Raw genomic sequence first — 19,602 nt, 5'->3', positions numbered from 1 at the left:
CCTGAAAAATCGAGTCGATTATGGATTCAACGCAGAAAGATCAGGTCGGCGTATCTCGAACATCCAACTCGGTCAGTCCCCTCTCCTCTGGGAGAGGGTTAGGGTGAGGGGTTTGGCCCAATGCAGTACAATCCGCCCCCTCCTCAATTTCCCCCAAGGAACCGCCATGTCCGGGCTTGAACTGTTTGCCGCCGCCCTTGGCGTGATCGCCGTGTGGCTGACGGTCAAACAGAATCCGTGGTGCTGGCCGATCGGGCTGGTCATGGTCTTGCTCTACAGCTGGATCTTCTTTGAAGTGAAGCTGTACTCGGACATGTTGCTGCAAGTGATCTACGCCGCGCTGCAAGTCTATGGCTGGTGGCAATGGACACGCGCCGGGACGATGCATGACGGTCGTGAGGTCACGCGCCTTGATCAACGTTCGATCCTGGTCGGCTTAGGCGTTGGCGCGATCGGCAGCCTGTTGCTCGGCGCGGCCATGGCCCATTGGACCGACGCCGCGCAACCGTGGCTGGATGCAGCACTCACCGGTTTCAGCCTGGTGGCACAACTGTGGATGGCGCAGAAACGCCTGCAATGCTGGGCGCTGTGGTTCGTGCTCGATGTGATTTTTGTCGGCCTGTTCATCTATAAGGGGCTGTACCTGACCGCTGCGCTGTACGGGCTGTTCACCTTGCTGGCGATTCAAGGCTTTCGCGAATGGCGCGCCGACCCGGCGTTGCGCACATGAAGGTCGTGGTCCTGACCGGGCCCGAATCCACCGGCAAGAGCTGGCTGGCGGCGGGCCTGCAACAACGCTTTGGCGGCGTGCGGGTGGATGAGTACGTGCGCCGCTTTATCGAGCTCAATCCCCGCGATACCTGTCTGGCTGACATCCCGGAAATCGCTCAGGGCCAAATGCAATGGGAGGACCAGGCGCGAGCGCAGCAGCCTTCGTTGCTGATTCTCGACACTCACTTGTTGAGCAATATGCTATGGAGCCAGACGCTGTTCGGTGACTGCCCGGCCTGGCTGGAATCCGAGCTGTTGGCACGGCATTACGATCTGCACCTTCTTTTGTCCCCGGAACAGGTCGACTGGACTGATGACGGTCAGCGCTGCCAACCGGATCTGCACGAGCGAATGGCGTTTTACCAGTCCACGCGAAACTGGCTGGAACACCATCACCAGCGTTTTCAGATCATTCAGGGCAATTGGGCCGAACGCCAGACTCAGGCATTTGCCGCCGTCGAGCAATTGCTGAGGCAGTGACCCGGTCAACGGGTCAACTTCCCCACGACTCCCCCCTGTTTTGGGGGCAAAGTGTCCGTTCCTGAAACACTCCGTGAGTTGCAAAGTGCCCGTTTCAGCACTGTTCACTGCTTTGTCATCCGAGTTGTTACGCGGCTGATACACACCGCGGCAAACCCTTGTTCCAGAGCTTTGTCCAGCCAATGGACAGGTCGGCGCACCAGTGCGTGTATCAAGCCTGAAACAGCCTGTGTATCAGACGTGCGCATTTATTTTCCAACCCTTTGAAATTACAACGCTTTTAAAAAGCGGCATAGCTTTCGCTCTCTCCTTCACAACGCTGACTAGGGCCAGCCCACTGAAGAAGGAATTGCAGCCGTGGGGAATATCCAAAAAGGTTTGACCTGCCTTCTGCTGATCGGATCAGCAGCCAGTACGTTGATCAGCTTCAACGTGCAGGCAGAAGGTAACGGCGTGATTGTTCTCGATCGCGATGTTCAGCCTATCCCGATCGGTCGCAACGGTGGCAAAGACCCCTACCCGACCACCGTCAATGCCAACCCGTCCGCACGCATCAATTCCACCATGAACAGCACCGAATTGAGCGATGGCGACTTCGCCGGCGTCGCCAGCGGCAGCGCGTTCCGCACCACCAACAATGTCCAGGCCGGCGCCAACATGCCAGGCCTCAATACCCTCACCAATCCCAACGGCATGCCCGGCATGAGTGCTGGCCACGGTGGCGGTTCCGGTGGCGCGATTTCCGGCACGATCAACCGCGCCATGAGTTCCGGCCTTGCGCCATTGACCCGCATGGCCGGAGGCCAATGAAATGAATCGTTCACTCCTTCTGCTCGCCTTGCTCGGTTGCACCACTGTCATGGCTGCCGATCCCGCTTCAGTGAACAACGCCAACATTCAGGATTCCGGGGTTCAGTACCGCGGCAACTTCAACGTCAACCAGGCGGCTGGCGATCAAATGCAACAGGCCAACGTCAAGGCTGTGGCGATCGGCACCGGATCCCATGCCAGCACCAGCGTCATGCAGAAAATCGATACGCCTGCCTCTCGCTCGATGGACGCCAGCGCAACCATCGGCGGCACCTCTTTCAGCAATGGCAACGGCATCCTTGGAGTGAACCAGGGTGCCGGGGCCAACAACCAGATGGCCAACGTCACGCGCGTCAGCATCAGTGCTGCCCCGCAGAGCGTTGACGACAGTGCCCTTTCACAACAGAACGTGGCGCTTTTACCGAGCTCAGGAGCAACTGGTACCTCATCCGGCAGTCGCCAGGTCACGACAAGTGATCAGGCCTTCACCGGCAGCCGCGGGGTAATCCAGGTGAACCAGAGTGCCGGGGTGGGGAACCGAATGGCTAACACCCTGAGCATCCGGGTCGCTGACTGACCCAAACAACAAAAAGCAGTGCAATTAGAAAGTACCAACACTTAACCAACTAATAAGCACGATGGAGAAACACCATGAAACCTACAATGGCTCTCAAACCACTGGTTTTCGCACTTGCAGCAGTGATGGCAATCGCAGCACAGGCAGGCGGTCGTGATGACAACAACGGTCATGGTAACGGGCATGGCAATGGACACGGCAACGGTCACGGCCAGCCACAAGGTCCAAATCTTGAACAACTGCTGCAGATCACCGCAGGCGCCGGCGCCGCTGTACTCGACGCGCAAAACAGCGACGGCAACGTGGTGAAAAACCAGGGCACTCTGAACAACGCCAATGCCAGCGACTCGCTCAATGGCTCTAACGGCAACATGGGCGCCAACGTTGCAGCCGGCGACGGCAACCAGCAGGACAACGCCGCCGCGCTGGCTACTGCCGATGAAAGCTTCATCTTCGGCAACGCTGTTGCTGCCTCGAGTGCAACTCAAGTCAACAACAACAACTATGTGAAAAACTCGTCCACCTTCAATAACGCTACGCTCAACAATGCAGGCAACAATGGTTCCGGCAACATCGGCATCAACGTGTCTGCAGGCAACTTCAACCAACAGAAAAACAACCTCGCAATCGCCGTATCCGGTGGCCGTGTAGCCACTGCCGCTGCTGCCGCCAACCAGTCTTCCACTGGCCTGGTTGTCGACAACAAAGGCGTGCAGACCTACAAAACCGATACCCTCACTGGCACCTACGCGGCCGCTGGCGTGTTTAAAGCCAAAGGCACTGCAACCATCGAAGATGATGACCACGGCGGTTATGGCAATCGTGGCGGCGGCCACGGTGGCAACGATGACCAGAAAGCCAAGTTCGAAGCCGTCGGTACTTTTGGCCTGGCTGGCGTAACCACCCAACAGGTGATGACCAAAGATGGCTGGAAAGCCCCTGTGGTCAACAATGCCAACATGACCAACTCGATGAACAACTTCTCCGGCAACGGCGGAGCCAACGTCTCGGCGGGTGTGGGCAACCAACAAAGCAACTCGCTGTCCATCGCTGCTGGCTGCAGAGCCTGCCTGTAATCGCGATCGAAACGAAAGCCCCGGCAACGGGGCTTTTCCTCAGTCCGCAAAGGCGTATCGATCATGCGTAAGACTGCCCTCCTCACTCTGCTTTTCGTCTGTGGCCTGACTCAGGCCGGTCAGATGCCCGTGGCTGCCCTGCCGGGTGGCACGCTCGTCTACAAAAACGTGCAGAGCATCCGCGAGCGCAAGTTTGCCGACATCGTCGAACAAAAAACCGATTTCAGCTGCGGCGCTGCTGCACTGGCCACGGTATTACGCCAGGCCTATTGGCTCGACGTCGATGAGGAGCACATCATCAAAGGCATGCTGGTCAACGCTGACCAGGACCTTGTTCGTACGCAAGGGTTCTCCATGCTGGACATGAAGCGCTACATAGAAAGCATCGGCATGCGCGCCAGGGGTTACAAGATTCCACCGGAAAAGCTCGAAGCGGTAACGATCCCGGTGGTGGTACTGATGGAAATTCGCGGCTACAAGCATTTCGTCGTGTTGCAGCGTTCGGACAAGGATTGGGTTTACATCGGAGACCCGGTTCTCGGCCATAAGCGTTACAAACATGACGACTTTGTCAAAGGTTGGAACGGCATTGTCTTTGCCATCGTCGGTCCCGGATATGACAAGGTCAACGCCTTGCGCAGCCCTCCGGTGCCCTTGACAGCCAAGAACAAGCTCGACGGTTTCAACCCTGTCAAAGATGCTGAATTGATGGATTTCGGGTTCATTCAGAGCGACTTCTTTTAATCGCCGATTATAGAAAATGGGACTGGATGTCCCGGGAGCAGCAGATGAAAACCTCATACTGGCTGGCCGCCGCCTGCCTGGCAGCGAGCGCATCGGGCTACGCCAATGCAGGATTCAAACCCATAGAAATCAAGGACCAGGAGCTCGCCGAGCTGCGTGGTCGGTATGTGATGCCGGGGCGGATTATCAGCTTCGGCATTGTCATGAGCAGTACCTGGCGCAACGCCAGTGGCGATCTGATCGGGGCGTCTGCATCCATGCAGGTGCAACAAACCACCATCAAACCGGAATTTTACGTGTCGACCATCAAGGAGATGGGCAACGGCAATACGCCGGAACTGGGCACGGGATCGATTATCGGTGGTGCCGGCCTTAACTCATCGTCGGGCGTGACGCAGAGCGTACGCGCGGCGGGTGACGGCAACACGGCGAACAACAACGTCGCCATTAACGTCAAGGAAGCCAATCAGGCGCCAGCACTCGCCCCCGTACAGGGCCAGGCCCTGATGGCCGGCCAGACTATTTCCGGCAGTAATGCCGCCGGCAATGTCGCAGTGTCGGCAACCGGTACGGGTGGCGTGCAAATGGCGATACAAGCCAGCGGCAATCAAGGCACGGCGCTGCAACAGGTCGCTTCGAGCGGTCTCTTGCAAAACACCCGTCTGCTCGGGAGTGCCAATGTGGTCAACAACCTGACTCAACTTAACGTCGTACTCAATAATAACGGCAGAAGTGCCGGCGCACTGGATTGCAACCTGACTCAACTCGGGGCCCTACGCAGTATTGGATATTGAACTACGCTGAGTCTCGATCATTGGGCTTAAAGGGACGGCTTATTCATGTATCGATCAGTATCACTGCGTGCCGCAGTGTGTTTGAGCACTCTTCTCCCTGCGGCGATGCTTCAAGCAGCACCGGACGCAGATGTAGAGGCCCTGAAACAGGAACTTCTGGAGCTGAAACAACGATACGAAGTACAACAAAAAGCCCTTGCGGTACTTGAACAACGAGTCCGCCAGGTTGAAGAGCAACCCGCCGCCCCACCGCCAAAACGGCTGGCCAAATCGCCATCGGACATGAAAGGCAATCGCGTCGCCACCGGCACCGGTGCGGCAGCAGCATCAGGAGGCGCCGCCGGGGGCAGTGGCGCTTCTTACGGGCAGTCGCTGGCGGACGATTCGCAACCGGCGCAGAGCGTTTCCAACCTGTACGACGAGGCCAGCGGCTTCTTCGGCGGCGGCAAGTTCAGCGTCGAAACCGGCATCACCTACTCGCGCTATGACACCCGTCAGCTGATTCTCAATGGCTTCCTCGCACTCGATTCGATCTTTCTCGGCAACATCAACCTCGACCGGATCAAGGCTGACACATGGACCCTCGACCTGACGGGCCGCTACAACTTCGATAACCGCTGGCAGTTCGACTTGAACGTGCCCGTGGTGTATCGCGAATCGACTTATCAGTCGGGCGGCGGCAATGAGGGCGCGGCGGGTGTCACCACAGAAGAAACCGTCACCAAGGATCCAACCATTGGCGACGTCAACTTCGGCATCGCTTACAAATTCCTCGACGAGTCGGTCAATACACCGGACGCGGTCGTCACCTTGCGGGTCAAGGCGCCAACCGGCAAGGATCCGTTCGGGATCAAACTGCGCCAGACCAATGCCAACTCCAATCTGTTTGTACCTGACACCCTGCCCACCGGCAACGGCGTCTGGTCGATCACGCCGGGCATCTCGCTGGTCAAGACGTTCGACCCGGCGGTGCTGTTCGGCAGCTTGTCCTACACCCACAACCTGGAGGAGTCGTTTGACGACATCAGTTCGACGGTCAACCAGAAAAACCCGGGCAAGGTAAAGATCGGCGACAGCTTCCAGATCGGCGCCGGTATTGCGTTTGCGCTGAACGAGAAGATGAGTATGTCGTTCTCGGTGTCTGATCTGGTGCAACGCAAGAGCAAGCTGAAACAGGATGGCGGGGATTGGGAATCGGTGGTGTCCAGCGACGCCAACGCCGGCTACTTCAACGTCGGCATGACCATTGCGGCCACCGACAACCTGACCATCGTACCCAACTTGTCCATCGGCATGACGGATGATGCCCCGGACTTTTCCTTCAGCCTGAAATTCCCGTACTACTTCTAAGCAAAAGTAAAAGATCGCAGCCTTCGCCAGCTCCTACAGGGATTACACAAATCCGAAGTAGGAGCTGCCGAAGGCTGCGATCTTTTGATCTTCAGGTATCTAACGAATCTGGTGTTTATGCAGCAGGCGATAGAACGTCGGCCGTGATACGCCGAGGACTTTTGCGGCAACACTGAGGTTATCGCTGTGCCGGTTCAATACGTCGCATAACGCCTGGCGCTCGGCGCGGGTCTTGTAATCTTCCAGCGTGCCCATGGGCGTAGCGATCGAATGCTGGCTGATCAACCCCAGATCACGGGCCTCGATCTGACGGCCTTCGGCCAATACCAGCCCACGCCGCACACGGTTGGCCAATTCACGGACATTGCCCGGCCAGTCATGCTTGCCCATGGCAATCAGCGCGTCTTCGCTGAAACTGCGTGGGCGTCGGCCGGTTTCATGGCTGTAGAAGTGCGAAAAATGGTTGGCCAGCATCGACAGATCACCGTGACGTTCACGCAGCGGCGCGGTGACCACTTGCAACACGTTGAGCCGGTAATACAGATCTTCACGAAATCGCTTTTTCTCGATGGCCGCCTCTAGGTCGACGTGGGTCGCTGCCAGAACGCGCACATCCACTGGGATCGGCTGACTGCCTCCGACACGTTCGATGTGCCGTTCCTGCAGGAAGCGCAACAGATTGGCTTGCAGTTCCAGCGGCAGATCACCGATCTCATCGAGAAACAGCGTGCCACCATTGGCCGCCTCAATGCGCCCGATCTTGCGCTGATGGGCGCCGGTAAACGCACCTTTCTCGTGGCCGAACAGCTCGGACTGAATCAGGTGCTCGGGAATTGCCCCGCAATTGATTGCCACAAACGGTTTGTTGTGACGCTGGGATTGCCGATGCAGCGTGCGTGCAACCAGTTCTTTACCCGTGCCGCTTTCACCGCGGATCAATACCGGCGATTCGGTCGGCGCCAGTTTGCTGAGCAATTTGCGCAGTTCGCGGATCGGTTTGCTGTCGCCAAGCAATTCGTGCTCGGGCTGATCCACATGAATCGTGCCCTGCCCGCGCAAACGCGCCATGCCGAATGCCCGGCCGAGGGTAACCTGTACCCGCGACACGTCGAACGGCAAGGTGTGAAAATCGAAAAACCATTCACAAACGAAGTCACCGACGTTTTGTAAACGCAGGACTTCCTGATTGAGCACGGCGATCCATTCGGTGCCGCTGCGACTGATCAGTTCCTTGACGGCTTCAGGTCGTTCGAGGTGAAACGGCTGCAATCGCAACAAGCCGACATCACAACTTCGATCGGCGGCATTTTCCAGAGTGCAGCTATCAACATCCCAACCTACGGCGCGTAATCCGGGCAATAAGCGGTGGCAATCGTCGCAGGGATCGACCACCAATAAACGTCGTAACGCTGGCGCTTCGCTCATGACTGTTCCTTGGCGCCAAATTATTAGAAATGATTGTAAAAACAGTCATTTGGCAGACCCGACTGTAACATTAGCAAGATTTTGACAGGGCCTTGTATCGATTGCTTATAGGTGTACAAGCAAACACGTTATAAGAACAGAAGTTGTTAGTCAGCTATCTACTAATTTCTGCCTTAACCTTTCAGTGAGCTTTCAAAAACCTGTCTGTAAAGCAACGCCATGAAAGAAAGTTGAAATTTCTTTGTTTCATGTGTGACCCGCCTGCGGGTTCGGTGCATCAGTACAAGTACCAGCCGAACGGTAAGCCCAACCGACGGCACATCACTTGATTGGGCACGACAGAGAGAAAAACCCATGACCGCCCCGCTCCGTATCAACGAAGCTCTTCTGATTGCCAACCACGCGTTCAAACCTTTCCAGTGCGTGGCCTGGGCGCCACAAGACGGCAATGGCGAACTGAGCCTGACCGTGATTGACCGGACCAATAACAGTATCGGTCGCAAACAGATCCCAAGCAGCGCCTACTCTGATCCGGCGCAACTCGAGCAACTGCTGCAGCAGGCGCGCGCTGAACTCAGCAAAGAAGGTCACTTGCTGCAATCCTGGTCGATGCCACACTAACAACCGGGTAATGCGGATGACGTTCAGGTCATCCGCCCTCTTCCCTTAGTTGCAGTCTTTTTAACGCTCGGTACTTTTGTACAACTATTTGCAACGTGTTCAGGCTTAACTGCTTGGGCGGCTTGCTATTGGTTCAAAAAGACACTGTTCTGGCACAGTGCGACCCTCCACCTGTTAGTTCTTACAGTTGTACTTCTCCCGGTTCAGGGATTGAATGTTTCGCTCATGCAGTTACCCATCCGGTTTCCGGTCCAGGTCAACTCGCAAGGAGATGCGTGCATGTCCACCCTGAACACTTTTGCGCTGCCGGCGGTATCGACGTCTTTATTGAGCCGAGCCGGTCAACTCGACAGAACATTTGCCGCCACCGGCGTCGCTCAAGTGTATTTCGCTGGCAGCGTCTCCAGCCTGACCGAGGACATTGCCCTCGATGCGCAGGGGCGCGTTCTGGTCGCAGCAAAGGTCGGCGTCGCTACCGGCAGCCGATTCGGCCTGGCGCGGATGCTGGCCGATGGCTCGGCCGATCTGACCTTCGGTGATAACGGCAGCGTGATCGACACCTTTGCCCCGGGTTTTGAAGCCACGGCCGGCAAAGTTCAGACGCTACCCGACGGGCGCATCCTGCTGGCCGGGCTGCATTATGAAAACGCTTATCGTACCCTGCCCGCCCTCGCTATGTTCGATGCCCAGGGCAAACCGGATGTGCGCTTCGGTGACAACGGTCGCCAGGTGGTGCGCCTGCCGGGCGATTTGTCCATGGGCAGCCGTGACAGCTGGTTGCCGCCAGGTGTGCCGGGGGCCGAAGCCAGCGATTTCGTCGTTCAGGACGATGGCCATATCCTGCTCATCGCCAATCACCACTTCGAACTCGCCGACCATGCCGGCATGCTGATTCGCCTCAAACCCGACGGCCGCCTGGATGAAACCTTTAATGGCCGTGGCTTCGTTATGGTTCGCCACTTGCTGCTCAATACCTGGCTCAGCAGCCTGCTACTGCAAAGGGACGGGCGGATTGTGGTGGCAGGTTCCATCGATTTTCCGCAGGAAGGTCTGTTGGCGCGCTACCTGCCCGACGGCCGCCTCGACGAGCGTTTCGCCGTGGACGGCTTCATGGCCTTCAAGGCGCACGGTAAAAGTGCTCAGGTCAGTCAGGTGATCGAAACCTCAGAGGCACTGCACTGTTTCGGCAGCAGTCGCGACCCGATTCGCTGCCTGGCATTCAGCCCGCACACAAACGGTCGCCCTAACCTGCACAACCATGGCGGCCAGCCACAATTATTGGAGATCGGCCCCAGCGGCTGCCAATGGAGCGCCGCCCAACGCATGGCGGACGGCCGCATCATCGCGGTCGGCGCAACCATTGGTGGAATCGTAGCGGACTTTATCGTCGCCCGTTACTCGAGTGATGGCGGCCTGGATCACAGTTTTGGCGACGGCAAAGGCTGGCTGCGCACGCGCTTGGGGCGCAGCCTGGACACAGCCAATTCGCTGGCTGTGCAAGCGGATGACGCGATCCTTGTCGGCGGTTATTCGCTGGATGGCAACTATCGGGCGATGGTGGCGCGGTATCTAAATTCATAGGCGAGCCGTATTAACCGTTCGTCGGGAATGGCCTTGTACCTGTAATTTCTGACAGTAGACGTCAACCTTGATCGGGCATCAGATAGCAGGGCGCGCAGAACATTGCGTGCTCTACCCGAAAAGGAATTTTGATATGAACGATCTAGTGACACCGTCCAAACATCGCACATCGGTTGAACTGTCCTCAGTAAGCGCCGAGCTTGAAGCGCCGAGGATTCTCTCAATCACCAATGGTGACGATATCTCCATCCCACCTGGCGGCACTACCACGAACGGCAATCTGTCTTTTGTCGGTTCGGCGGAGCCGAATCAGTTAGCAGTGATGCTGGACAATGGGATTCCCGCACACCACCCCGTGACTGTTGACGAACGTGGTCATTTCAGCGCCCTGCTGCTTGATCAGGCACGGGGTATTCACGCATACAGCGTGACAACCTCCGATGGTCAAGTGTCAGCGACGTGGACTGTTGAAGTGGATGTCAGCGAAAAGGTCTCAATCGACTCGGTTTACGATGCTGCCGGTACGCCCGTCGGAAACGGTGAGACTACATTTCAAAATGAACTGAATTTTATTGGCAAGGGCGCGCCTGGCAAAGTAGTGGAGTTGGTGAATAACGGCACAGTGCTAAGCCTCCTGAATGTCGGAACAGACGGGCATTGGAGCGCCAACATCAAGGATCTCAAGACAGGCACCCAAAACTTCATCGCTCGGGAAACCAATGGGCAGCATTCCTCGTCATGGCGGGTCCTGATAAAGCAACCTGCACCGATCAGCATCCAATTTGTCTTGGGCAATGAAAGTTTCCAATTGATCGGCAATCAAGAAACCACAACCGATCGATCAGTGACATTGGTGGGTACGGCAAACCCCGGTGAAACAGGCTGGATTGTCGACTATCATCGTGACTTGGTGCCCTTCGCTGCAGATGAACACGGTGTTTACTCCGCAAAAATCGAAGACCTGAAAGAAAACTTGGTTCACACCTTCAGACTCCGATCCGACCTAGGGCGGCTCTCGGCGCCGTGGGCAATCAGGGTGATTTCGTCGAAATTGCGATAAACGCTTTCCGGCGACAGACAAGGGCCCGTCGAGTCGTGACTCGGTGGGCCTTTGTCATTCCAGGGTGAAACATGCCAGGCTTGCAAAAAAGACATCGGTCAAATCCGGTAACACCTTGAACTTGCCCGCCACATCCGGCAACTTGCGCGCTTCTAAAAGACAAGGAGCAACCGATGTCCGGTTCTATGGCCCAGGCGTTCGCGCAAAACTTTCTCGGACACTCGCCACGCTGGTACAAGGCGACCATCGTCGGTTTTCTTATCCTTAATGCGCTGGTGCTGTTCACGGTTGGCCCGGTAGCGGCCGGCTGGTTGCTGGTGATTGAATTCATCTTCACCCTGGCGATGGCGCTCAAGTGCTATCCGCTGATGCCCGGTGGCTTGCTGTTGATCGAAGCGTTGCTGCTGAAGATGACCACGCCGCAGGCGCTTTACGATGAGCTGGTGCACAACTTCCCGGTGATCCTGCTGCTGATGTTTATGGTGGCCGGAATCTATTTCATGAAGGATCTATTGCTGTTTCTGTTCTCACGGCTGCTGTTGGGCGTGCGGTCAAAAGCGGCACTGGCCTTGATGTTCTGCTTTCTTTCGGCGTTTCTCTCGGCGTTTCTCGATGCTCTGACGGTGACTGCGGTAATCATCAGTGCAGCGGTCGGTTTCTATTCCGTCTATCACCGCGTCGCCTCCGGCAATGATCCGCGCCAGGACAGTGAGTTCGCTGACGACCAGAACCTGCCAAAACTGCATCACGACGATCTGGAACAATTCCGCGCCTTCTTGCGCAGCCTGCTGATGCACGGTGCGGTCGGTACGGCATTGGGCGGCGTCTGCACGCTGGTGGGCGAACCGCAGAACCTGCTGATCGGCCACGAAATGGGTTGGCACTTCGGTGAGTTCTTCCAGAAGGTCGCCCCGGTTTCGCTGCCAGTGCTGGCGGCCGGTCTGGTCACCTGCGTGCTGCTGGAGAAACTGCGCTGGTTCGGTTACGGCACACTGCTGCCGGACAACGTTCGCACGGTGCTGGCCAACTACGCCGCCGAAGACAATGCCGAACGCACAGCTCGCCAACGCGCCGCGCTGCTGGTGCAAGGTGCAGCCGCACTGATCCTGATCGGTTGCCTGGCGTTTCACATCGCGGAGGTCGGTTTGATCGGCTTGATGGTGATTGTGTTGATCACCGCGTTTACCGGCATCACCGACGAGCATCGTCTGGGCAGCGCATTCAAGGACGCCATGCCATTCACGGCGTTGCTGGTGGTGTTTTTTGCGGTGGTTGCGGTGATTCACGATCAACAGCTGTTTGCGCCGTTGATCCAGTGGGTGCTGGCCCTGCCGGTCGAGCAACAACCGGGCATGTTGTTTATCGCCAACGGCCTGTTGTCGGCGATCAGTGACAACGTGTTTGTCGCCACGATCTACATCACCGAAGTGAAACAGGCCTTCCTCGCCGGGCACATGAGCCGCGAGCATTTCGAGACATTAGCGATCGCGATCAATACCGGTACCAATCTGCCGAGCGTGGCGACGCCGAATGGTCAGGCTGCATTCCTGTTTCTGCTGACCTCGGCGATTGCGCCGCTGGTGCGTTTGTCGTACGGGCGGATGGTGTGGATGGCGTTGCCGTACACGTTCGTCATGGGCTTGTTGGGCTGGTACGCGGTGAGCTATTGGCTCTGATCAACACCGCGTAAAAACTGTAGGAGTGAGCCTGCTCGCGATAGCGGTGTGTCAGCCAGGAAATGGTGACTGATGCATTGCTATCGCGAGCAGGCTCACTCCTACATTTGGTTTTGCGTGCTTTCAGTGAGGGAGGATGTACTTTTCGATCGCCTGGGCCACGCCGTTTTCGGTGTTCGGCGCGGTGACTACATCGGCCTGACGTTTTACCGCCTCCTCCGCCTGCCCCATGGCAATCGACAATCCCGCGCAATGAAACATCGCCGGGTCGTTGCCGCCATCACCGATGGCCGCTGTCTGTTCCAGTGGAATCCCGAGATGCGCGGCCAGGGTCGCCAGTGCGGTGCCTTTGTTGGCCTCCAGCGCCGTGACATCGAGATACACCGGTTGCGAGCGTGACACTTGTGCCATGCCATTGACTTTGGGCAACAGGCGCGCCTCCAGTTCAATCAACAGTTCAGTGTTGTTACTGGTCGCGACAATCTTGTCGATACGCTCCAGATAGGGCTCGAAACTCTCCACCACCACCGGCGGATAACCGAGGCCATGCTGTTCGCGCGGCACCATCGGCCCGTGCGGATCCTTGAGCAGCCAGTCACCACCGCTGAACACCCAGATTTCGACATCAGGCTGATCGGCGAACGTTGCCAGGGCAATCAGCGCCGTCGTCGCCGGCAGGTAATGCGCAACCAGCAAACTGCCATCCGGATTGACGATGGTTCCACCGTTGAACGCCGCTGTCGGCAGATCAACGCCCAGGGCTTCGATCTGCTGCAACATGGCCTTCGGTGGTCTGCCCGTGGCGAGGCTGAACAACACGCCGGCCTCGCGCAGCGAGCGCACCGCGTCAATGGTGCGCTGACTCAAACTGTGATCGGGCAGCAACAGTGTGCCGTCCATGTCGCTGAGCAGAAAACGGACAGGTTGTTTCGGCAATTCACTCATCCCAGGCCATGCCAGACGCGACCATCGCGAGTCAGCAGATCTTCGGCAGCCTGCGGGCCGTCTTCACCGGCGGCGTAGGTCTGCACACTTGCATCCTGCTGCCAGGCATCAAGGAACGGTTGCACCGCACGCCAGCCATTCTCGATGTTGTCAGCACGCTGGAACAGCGTCTGATCGCCGGTCAGGCAGTCGTAGATCAGCGTTTCGTAACCGGTCGACGGCTGCATCTCGAAAAAGTCCTTGTAGGCAAAACCCAGTTCGATGTTGGCCATGTTCAACGCCGGCCCCGGCCGTTTGGCCAGCAGGTCGAACCACATGCCTTCGTTCGGCTGGATCTGAATACGCAGGTAGGTCGGCTGTAATTCGTCGACTTCGGTGTCACGGAATTGCGCATACGGCGCCGGTTTGAAGCAGATGACGATCTCGGTGTCGCGCACGCTCATGCGTTTGCCGGTGCGCAGGTAGAACGGCACGCCGACCCAGCGCCAGTTGTCGATCATCACCTTGAGTGCGACGTAGGTTTCTGTGTTGCTGTCAGGCGAAACGTTGGCCTCCTGGCGATAGCCGTTCAGCGACTTGCCATCGACTTCGCCGGCGCTGTACTGGCCACGAACCGAGTTGGCCCGTGCCTCTTCAGTTGTCCAGGGACGAATCGCGCCAACCACTTTGGCCTTCTCACCGCGAACCGCGTCGGCGCCGAAAGCCGCCGGCGGTTCCATCGCCACCATGGCGAGCAACTGGAACAGGTGATTGGGCACCATGTCACGCAGGGCGCCGGTGTGTTCGTAAAAACTGCCACGGGTTTCGACGCCGACGGTTTCGGCGGCGGTAATCTGCACGTGGTCGATGTAGTGATTGTTCCAGAAGGCTTCGAAGAGGCTGTTGGAGAACCGGCTGACCAGAATGTTCTGCACGGTTTCCTTGCCCAGATAATGGTCGATCCGATAGATCTGCTTCTCGGACATCACCTTGAGCAAACAGGCGTTCAACGCTTCGGCAGTTTGCAGATCGGAGCCGAAGGGCTTCTCGATCACCACTCTTCTGAACGCTTCGGGGGTTTCTTCGAGCAGTTTCGCGGCGCCCAGTCGGCGCACTACTTCACTGAAGAAACGCGGCGCGGTGGCCAGGTAGAACACCGCATTGCCGGTGCCACTGTCGGCGATTTTCGCCGCCAGCGCGGAATAAGTGCTGTCGTCCAGGAAGTCGCCCTGGACGTAGCTGATACCTTTGGCGAGCTTGGCCCACAAGGCCGGATCCAGCATCTGATCGCCCTTGCCGACTTTTGCCGCCACTTCGGTACGGATGAAGTCTTCGAGCTTCTGCGCAAAGGCCTCATCGGTAATGGCGTTGTGGTCAACGCCAACGATCCGCAGATTTTCGTCAAGCAAGCCGTCGCGACTGAGGTTGTACAGCGCCGGCATCAGCAAGCGCTTGACCAGGTCGCCGTGGGCACCGAACAGAAACAGCGTGGTCGGTGGTGCGGGTTCTGCCTTGGATTTTCTGCGGATCGTATGGGTCATTTCTTCGGTATCTCCACGTGGCCGCCGAAGCCGAAGCGCTGGGCCGAAAGAATCTTGTCGCCAAAGGTGCCCTGGCCGCGCGAGCGGTAGCGCGAGAACAGCGAGTTCGACAGCACCGGTACCGGCACCGCTTGTTCCATGGCCGCTTCGATGGTCCATTGACCTTCGCCGCTGTCGGCAACAGAGCCGGAGAAGCCGTCGAGTTTCGGATCGCTGGCCAGTGCATCAGCAGTCAGGTCGAGCAACCACGAGGACACCACGCTGCCACGACGCCAGACCTCGGCGATGTCAGCCACGTTCAGATCAAAACGCTGATCTTCCGGCAGGCGCTCGCTGGACTTGGTCTTGAGGATGTCGAAGCCCTCGGCGAACGCGGCCATCATGCCGTACTCGATACCGTTGTGAATCATCTTCACAAAGTGCCCGGCACCGGCGGGACCGGCGTGAATGTAGCCATGTTCGGCGCGGTGGTCGTCGGACTTGCGATCCTTGGTGCGCGGGATGTCACCCATGCCCGGCGCCAGTGCGGCGAACAACGGGTCGAGGCGCTGCACGGTTTCAGCGTCGCCGCCGATCATCATGCAATAGCCGCGCTCCAGACCCCAGACGCCGCCGGAAGTACCGACGTCGATGTAGTGCAGGCCCTTCTCGGCCAGGGTCTTGGCCCGGCGAATGTCATCCTTATAGTTGGTGTTGCCGCCGTCGATGATGGTGTCGCCGGCTTCGAGCAAAGTGCTCAGGGTGTTGATGGTGTCTTCGGTTGGCGCGCCGGCCGGCAGCATGACCCAGACCGCACGCGGTTTGGCCAGGCCGGCAACCAGTGCCGGCAAGTCGGCGACGCCGGTGGAGCCCTCGGCGACCAGGTTATCGATGAAAGCGGTATTGCGGTCGTAAACAACGGTGGTGTGACCGTTGAGCATCAGACGTCGCGCAATATTGCCGCCCATGCGGCCCAGTCCAATAATCCCGAGTTGCATGTGCTGATGCTCCTTACTACAAATAAATGTGTGTCATTGGTTATAGCCCAACGCGACTGATGGAGGTTAGTCCAGAGCGTTGCGATGAAGTTTCCGGGCATTGTGCCCGAATCAGACTGATAACGCCCCGAAACGTGGCGAAGACACACCGACCATGAAAAATAAAAAAGTTCCATTCACGGGCAAAAGAAATCAAAATCGGCGCCGATAGTAGATCAGTACCCCAAATGGGGACGACCTACAGTTGATGCACGCCATTTGCGAGGTGAGCAATGGGCACAGTACACACAGCAATGCCGCCACAAACCCTGTACGTGACAATCCGTCGCGATGAATTGCGTCAGTTGAAAGACGAACGCGACCAGTTGAAGCAGGAGCTGGCGCAGCTGCGCCTGTTGACCCAAGGTGTGCAACCGCAACCTTTGCCGGTCGTTCAGCGTCATCCCCACGCTTGATCCCCCGCCTGATTCGGGAACGGCCGCCGCTGTTCCCGACATGATGCATCGCTGCCCGCTTCTCTATAGATCAAAGGCAGCAACTCACAAACTTTTCACATTCTCTTCGTAATACTCCGCCCCATTCTGGCCGTACCTGCGCGTACGGCTTCCGTTCGTCGGCTTCATGGATGTTCCGGCGGTGGTTGTAACGAGTGAGCTGGAGCGCCGAATGGCATTGTTCAAACGCAGCAAAACGACTGCGACAGGTTTCGACTGGGCCGGTTTTCTCTGGCTGTTTGTATTCTTCTGGTACTTCTCGGGTATCACCCAACTGCTGATTCAGCTGACTGGCACCTCGGGCTTTACCGGGTTCCGTCAGGCGTTCGTCATGAGCGCGATCTGGCTGGCGCCGATGTTGCTGTTCCCCAAACGCACCAAACTGCTCGCCGCGATCATTGGCGTGGTGCTGTGGGCCTGCTCGATGGCCAGCTTGGGCTACTTCTTCATCTATGAGCAGGAATTCTCCCAGAGCGTCATCTTCATCATGTTCGAGTCGAACATCTCTGAAGCTGGCGAGTACATGACCCAGTACTTTGCCTGGTGGATGGTGCCGGCGTTCCTCGCCCATACCGCGTTCGCCTATTTCCTGTGGACACGCCTGCGCCCGGTGTACATGCCCCGAGGTCGTGCGCTGGTGGCGGCAACCGCGATCGTGATCGCTGTAGTCGGTTACCCGCTGGTCAAACAGACCCTGCGCATGGGCACCTTCGCCCAAGGCTTCGAAAAATTCGAAACCCGCATCGAGCCTGCAGTGCCTTGGCAAATGGTTGTCGCTTATCACCGTTATCAGGAAACCCTCGCCGACATGCAGGGCATGCTGCACAACGTGAGCAAGATCCCGCCACTGAAAAACCTTCAGGACGCCTCGGCCGATCAGCCGAAGACTCTGGTGCTGGTCATCGGTGAATCGACCAACCGTCAGCGCATGAGCCTCTACGGCTATCAGCGCAACACCACGCCGGAACTGGACAAGCTCAAGGATCAACTGGCGGTGTTCGACAACGTCGTCACCCCGCGCCCGTACACCATCGAAGCGTTGCAGCAGGTGCTGACCTTCGCTGACGAAGAGCATCCGGATCTGTACCTGTCGACGCCGTCGCTGGTCAGCATGATGAAACAGGCCGGTTACAAGACCTTCTGGATCACCAATCAGCAGACCATGACCAAGCGCAACACCATGCTCACGACCTTCTCCGAGCAGGCCGACGAGCAGGTGTACCTGAACAACAACCGCAACCAGAACGCCGCGCAATACGATGGCGACGTGATCGAGCCGTTCAACAAGGCGCTGGCTGACGCGGCACCGCGCAAGCTGATCGTCGTGCATTTGCTCGGCACACACATGAGCTACCAGTACCGCTATCCGCCAACGTTCGACAAGTTTCAGGATCGCAACGGCGTGCCACCGGGTGTGCGTGACGACCAGGTACCGACCTACAACAGCTACGACAACGCCGTGCTGTACAACGACTTTGTCGTTTCGAGTCTGATCAAGGATTACGCCAAATCCGATCCGAACGGTTTCCTGTTGTACCTCTCCGACCACGGTGAAGACGTGTTCGACTCGGTGGGCCACAAGACCTTGGGCCGCAACGAAAACAAACCGACCGCGCCGATGTACACCATCCCGTTCATGGCCTGGGCTTCGCCGAAGTGGAAAGCCAGCCACGACTGGAACTTTGCCGGTGATCTGGATCGCCCGTACAGCAGCTCGCACCTCATCCATACCTGGGCCGACCTGGCCGGTTTGAGCTTCGATGAACTCGACCGCAGCAAGAGTCTGGTCAGCGACAGCTTCAAGGCGCGGCCATTGCTGATCGGCGACCCGTACCAGACCGAGCAGCGCGCGCTGATCGACTTCAGCCTGATGAAGCCGAAGAAACCCGATAACGCCGTCGCCGACGCGGCGGAGCAGTAACACCGAAGGGGCCTGAAACGGCCCCTTTTTCATGTCCACTGCTAGCGAAGGACTGATCGCCATAAACCAAAGGTGCCGATGTGCAGCAACTGGCCCACACGGCGGTGATGTGGTTGAGCGATGGCTGGATGTAGTTGCCATTTAAACTCCGGTGTTTAAAAGACACCTCCAGACACGCCTTCGAGGCTACACATCCTTGCGCCATTGCCTACAGCTACGCCAGAATCCGCCGGCTTGTGCGCTTTGGGGGCGGGTTCTATTGTGGGTCGGTCGCTGACGAATCAGCGATCGGGTTTAGCAGCTCGGCAATTTTCAAGGCACGCGAGTTTCGCCAGTACGTTATGGCGGCTATGCGTGGGGCACTTCGGTGCGCCGGGATCCTTGAGCCTGGTCTGCTAACCCGCGTACAGCCGCCACCCTATCCGTTTAGCAGCGATGGATGACGGCTCCATATCTCAAGGAGCTTTACCGATGATCAAACCAACACCAAACCCACCCGAAACCGACCTCGCCTCCCCCTACGAATCCCTCGACTCCAAAAAACTCAACGACGCCGCCGAACGCGCGCTCGATCACTACCTCTGCCCACCCGGCTCTACCCCTCCGCCACGCAAAACCCGCCGGATGTACGCCGTCACTGCGGACTTCAAAAACGAGGAACTGCTGGCCGACGCCAGCGAAACTCTCGCCTCAGCCAGAACCATCGCTCATGACTTCGCCCACCTCATACCCGCGTCACAGCGCAGGACGCTGCTGGGTATCGCGCAACTGATCATGCTG

At 57.8% G+C, this 19,602-nt stretch carries 19 protein-coding genes; 15 read left to right on the top strand and 4 right to left on the bottom strand.

Annotated elements, in window-relative coordinates; all coding sequences use genetic code 11:
• The first annotated feature begins 166 nt into the window (after window positions 1-166).
• The 8 genes from pnuC (at window position 167) to ACM6IN_RS28025 (ending at window position 6,602) form a co-directional block, all read left to right on the top strand.
• Window positions 167-730: a nicotinamide riboside transporter PnuC gene (pnuC, locus tag ACM6IN_RS28060; RefSeq protein WP_007914804.1), complete on the top strand. Its 564-nt coding sequence runs from the start codon at window positions 167-169 to the stop codon at window positions 728-730.
• Window positions 727-1,251 (top strand): AAA family ATPase, encoded by a 525-nt coding sequence (locus ACM6IN_RS28055; RefSeq protein WP_414917085.1) that lies wholly within the window; start codon window positions 727-729, stop codon window positions 1,249-1,251. The genes pnuC and ACM6IN_RS28055 overlap by 4 nt, the downstream gene beginning before the upstream one ends.
• A gap of 357 nt (window positions 1,252-1,608) precedes the next feature.
• Window positions 1,609-2,061 carry a hypothetical protein gene (locus ACM6IN_RS28050; protein ID WP_007914809.1) on the top strand — a complete coding sequence of 151 codons (453 nt, stop codon included), beginning with the start codon at window positions 1,609-1,611 and terminating at the stop codon, window positions 2,059-2,061.
• A 1-nt stretch (window position 2,062) separates the two neighbouring features.
• Window positions 2,063-2,638 (top strand): hypothetical protein, encoded by a 576-nt coding sequence (locus ACM6IN_RS28045; RefSeq protein ID WP_007914811.1) that lies wholly within the window; start codon window positions 2,063-2,065, stop codon window positions 2,636-2,638.
• Window positions 2,639-2,712: 74 nt separating this feature from the next.
• Window positions 2,713-3,714, top strand: a complete 1,002-nt coding sequence (locus ACM6IN_RS28040) for a hypothetical protein (RefSeq protein ID WP_007914813.1) — start codon at window positions 2,713-2,715, stop codon at window positions 3,712-3,714.
• Between the two features lie 63 nt (window positions 3,715-3,777).
• On the top strand, window positions 3,778-4,458 hold the full coding sequence (locus ACM6IN_RS28035) for a C39 family peptidase (RefSeq protein WP_007914815.1): 681 nt from the start codon (window positions 3,778-3,780) through the stop codon (window positions 4,456-4,458).
• Window positions 4,459-4,502: 44 nt separating this feature from the next.
• Entirely contained in the window at window positions 4,503-5,252 is a 750-nt protein-coding gene (locus tag ACM6IN_RS28030; RefSeq protein ID WP_007914817.1) for a hypothetical protein, read from the top strand.
• A 45-nt stretch (window positions 5,253-5,297) separates the two neighbouring features.
• Window positions 5,298-6,602, top strand: a complete 1,305-nt coding sequence (locus ACM6IN_RS28025) for a hypothetical protein (RefSeq protein WP_123375174.1) — start codon at window positions 5,298-5,300, stop codon at window positions 6,600-6,602.
• 99 nt (window positions 6,603-6,701) lie between these two features.
• On the opposite strand, the gene ACM6IN_RS28020 is transcribed toward ACM6IN_RS28025, so the two are convergent.
• Window positions 6,702-8,027 (bottom strand): sigma-54 dependent transcriptional regulator, encoded by a 1,326-nt coding sequence (locus ACM6IN_RS28020; protein ID WP_007914820.1) that lies wholly within the window; start codon window positions 8,025-8,027, stop codon window positions 6,702-6,704.
• Between the two features lie 354 nt (window positions 8,028-8,381).
• On the opposite strand from ACM6IN_RS28020, the gene ACM6IN_RS28015 reads away from it, so the two are divergent.
• From ACM6IN_RS28015 to nhaB, 4 genes are all read left to right on the top strand, one after another.
• A complete protein-coding gene (locus ACM6IN_RS28015) occupies window positions 8,382-8,648 on the top strand; it encodes a hypothetical protein (protein WP_007914821.1) in 267 nt (88 codons plus the stop codon).
• Between the two features lie 279 nt (window positions 8,649-8,927).
• On the top strand, window positions 8,928-10,229 hold the full coding sequence (locus ACM6IN_RS28010) for a hypothetical protein (protein ID WP_414917084.1): 1,302 nt from the start codon (window positions 8,928-8,930) through the stop codon (window positions 10,227-10,229).
• Between the two features lie 133 nt (window positions 10,230-10,362).
• Entirely contained in the window at window positions 10,363-11,289 is a 927-nt protein-coding gene (locus ACM6IN_RS28005; RefSeq protein WP_414917083.1) for a hypothetical protein, read from the top strand.
• Between the two features lie 173 nt (window positions 11,290-11,462).
• Window positions 11,463-12,965, top strand: coding sequence for a sodium/proton antiporter NhaB (gene nhaB / locus ACM6IN_RS28000; RefSeq protein WP_007914825.1), 1,503 nt, complete (start codon window positions 11,463-11,465; stop codon window positions 12,963-12,965).
• A 123-nt stretch (window positions 12,966-13,088) separates the two neighbouring features.
• On the opposite strand, the gene ACM6IN_RS27995 is transcribed toward nhaB, so the two are convergent.
• From ACM6IN_RS27995 to gnd, 3 genes are read right to left on the bottom strand one after another with little or no spacing between them, the layout of a single operon-like run.
• Window positions 13,089-13,910: an HAD family hydrolase gene (locus ACM6IN_RS27995; protein ID WP_414917082.1), complete on the bottom strand. Its 822-nt coding sequence runs from the start codon at window positions 13,908-13,910 to the stop codon at window positions 13,089-13,091.
• Window positions 13,907-15,430 carry a glucose-6-phosphate dehydrogenase gene (gene zwf, locus ACM6IN_RS27990; protein WP_095113272.1) on the bottom strand — a complete coding sequence of 508 codons (1,524 nt, stop codon included), beginning with the start codon at window positions 15,428-15,430 and terminating at the stop codon, window positions 13,907-13,909. Before zwf ends, ACM6IN_RS27995 begins: the two co-directional genes overlap by 4 nt.
• Complete coding sequence (gene gnd / locus ACM6IN_RS27985; protein ID WP_414917081.1) at window positions 15,427-16,407, bottom strand: phosphogluconate dehydrogenase (NAD(+)-dependent, decarboxylating); 981 nt, start codon at window positions 16,405-16,407, stop codon at window positions 15,427-15,429. The genes zwf and gnd overlap by 4 nt, the downstream gene beginning before the upstream one ends.
• A 272-nt stretch (window positions 16,408-16,679) precedes the next feature.
• On the opposite strand from gnd, the gene ACM6IN_RS27980 reads away from it, so the two are divergent.
• The 3 genes from ACM6IN_RS27980 to ACM6IN_RS27970 form a co-directional block, all read left to right on the top strand.
• On the top strand, window positions 16,680-16,862 hold the full coding sequence (locus tag ACM6IN_RS27980; RefSeq protein WP_007914840.1) for a DUF6026 family protein: 183 nt from the start codon (window positions 16,680-16,682) through the stop codon (window positions 16,860-16,862).
• A gap of 211 nt (window positions 16,863-17,073) precedes the next feature.
• Window positions 17,074-18,822 carry a phosphoethanolamine transferase CptA gene (locus tag ACM6IN_RS27975; protein ID WP_007914842.1) on the top strand — a complete coding sequence of 583 codons (1,749 nt, stop codon included), beginning with the start codon at window positions 17,074-17,076 and terminating at the stop codon, window positions 18,820-18,822.
• 471 nt (window positions 18,823-19,293) lie between these two features.
• The coding region (locus ACM6IN_RS27970; RefSeq protein WP_414916261.1) for a DUF6124 family protein at window positions 19,294-19,602 on the top strand (309 nt) is incomplete at its 3' end.

It is taken from the genome of Pseudomonas sp. IT-P395 (assembly GCF_949767675.1).
In the GTDB taxonomy this organism is placed as follows: domain Bacteria; phylum Pseudomonadota; class Gammaproteobacteria; order Pseudomonadales; family Pseudomonadaceae; genus Aquipseudomonas.
This window is presented reverse-complemented; position numbering and strand designations above follow the sequence as displayed.

Bases quoted from the DNA above. Each gene is read 5' to 3' on its own strand.
- pnuC (WP_007914804.1), top strand. From the start codon at position 167: ATGTCCGGGCTTGAACTGTTTGCCGCCGCCCTTGGCGTGATCGCCGTG.
- ACM6IN_RS28055 (WP_414917085.1), top strand. From the start codon at position 727: ATGAAGGTCGTGGTCCTGACCGGGCCCGAATCCACCGGCAAGAGCTGG.
- ACM6IN_RS28045 (WP_007914811.1), top strand. From the start codon at position 2,063: ATGAATCGTTCACTCCTTCTGCTCGCCTTGCTCGGTTGCACCACTGTC.
- ACM6IN_RS28040 (WP_007914813.1), top strand. From the start codon at position 2,713: ATGAAACCTACAATGGCTCTCAAACCACTGGTTTTCGCACTTGCAGCA.
- ACM6IN_RS28035 (WP_007914815.1), top strand. From the start codon at position 3,778: ATGCGTAAGACTGCCCTCCTCACTCTGCTTTTCGTCTGTGGCCTGACT.
- ACM6IN_RS28030 (WP_007914817.1), top strand. From the start codon at position 4,503: ATGAAAACCTCATACTGGCTGGCCGCCGCCTGCCTGGCAGCGAGCGCA.
- ACM6IN_RS28025 (WP_123375174.1), top strand. From the start codon at position 5,298: ATGTATCGATCAGTATCACTGCGTGCCGCAGTGTGTTTGAGCACTCTT.
- ACM6IN_RS28020 (WP_007914820.1), bottom strand. From the start codon at position 8,027: ATGAGCGAAGCGCCAGCGTTACGACGTTTATTGGTGGTCGATCCCTGC.
- ACM6IN_RS28015 (WP_007914821.1), top strand. From the start codon at position 8,382: ATGACCGCCCCGCTCCGTATCAACGAAGCTCTTCTGATTGCCAACCAC.
- ACM6IN_RS28010 (WP_414917084.1), top strand. From the start codon at position 8,928: ATGTCCACCCTGAACACTTTTGCGCTGCCGGCGGTATCGACGTCTTTA.
- ACM6IN_RS28005 (WP_414917083.1), top strand. From the start codon at position 10,363: ATGAACGATCTAGTGACACCGTCCAAACATCGCACATCGGTTGAACTG.
- nhaB (WP_007914825.1), top strand. From the start codon at position 11,463: ATGTCCGGTTCTATGGCCCAGGCGTTCGCGCAAAACTTTCTCGGACAC.
- ACM6IN_RS27995 (WP_414917082.1), bottom strand. From the start codon at position 13,910: ATGAGTGAATTGCCGAAACAACCTGTCCGTTTTCTGCTCAGCGACATG.
- zwf (WP_095113272.1), bottom strand. From the start codon at position 15,430: ATGACCCATACGATCCGCAGAAAATCCAAGGCAGAACCCGCACCACCG.
- gnd (WP_414917081.1), bottom strand. From the start codon at position 16,407: ATGCAACTCGGGATTATTGGACTGGGCCGCATGGGCGGCAATATTGCG.
- ACM6IN_RS27980 (WP_007914840.1), top strand. From the start codon at position 16,680: ATGGGCACAGTACACACAGCAATGCCGCCACAAACCCTGTACGTGACA.
- ACM6IN_RS27975 (WP_007914842.1), top strand. From the start codon at position 17,074: ATGGCATTGTTCAAACGCAGCAAAACGACTGCGACAGGTTTCGACTGG.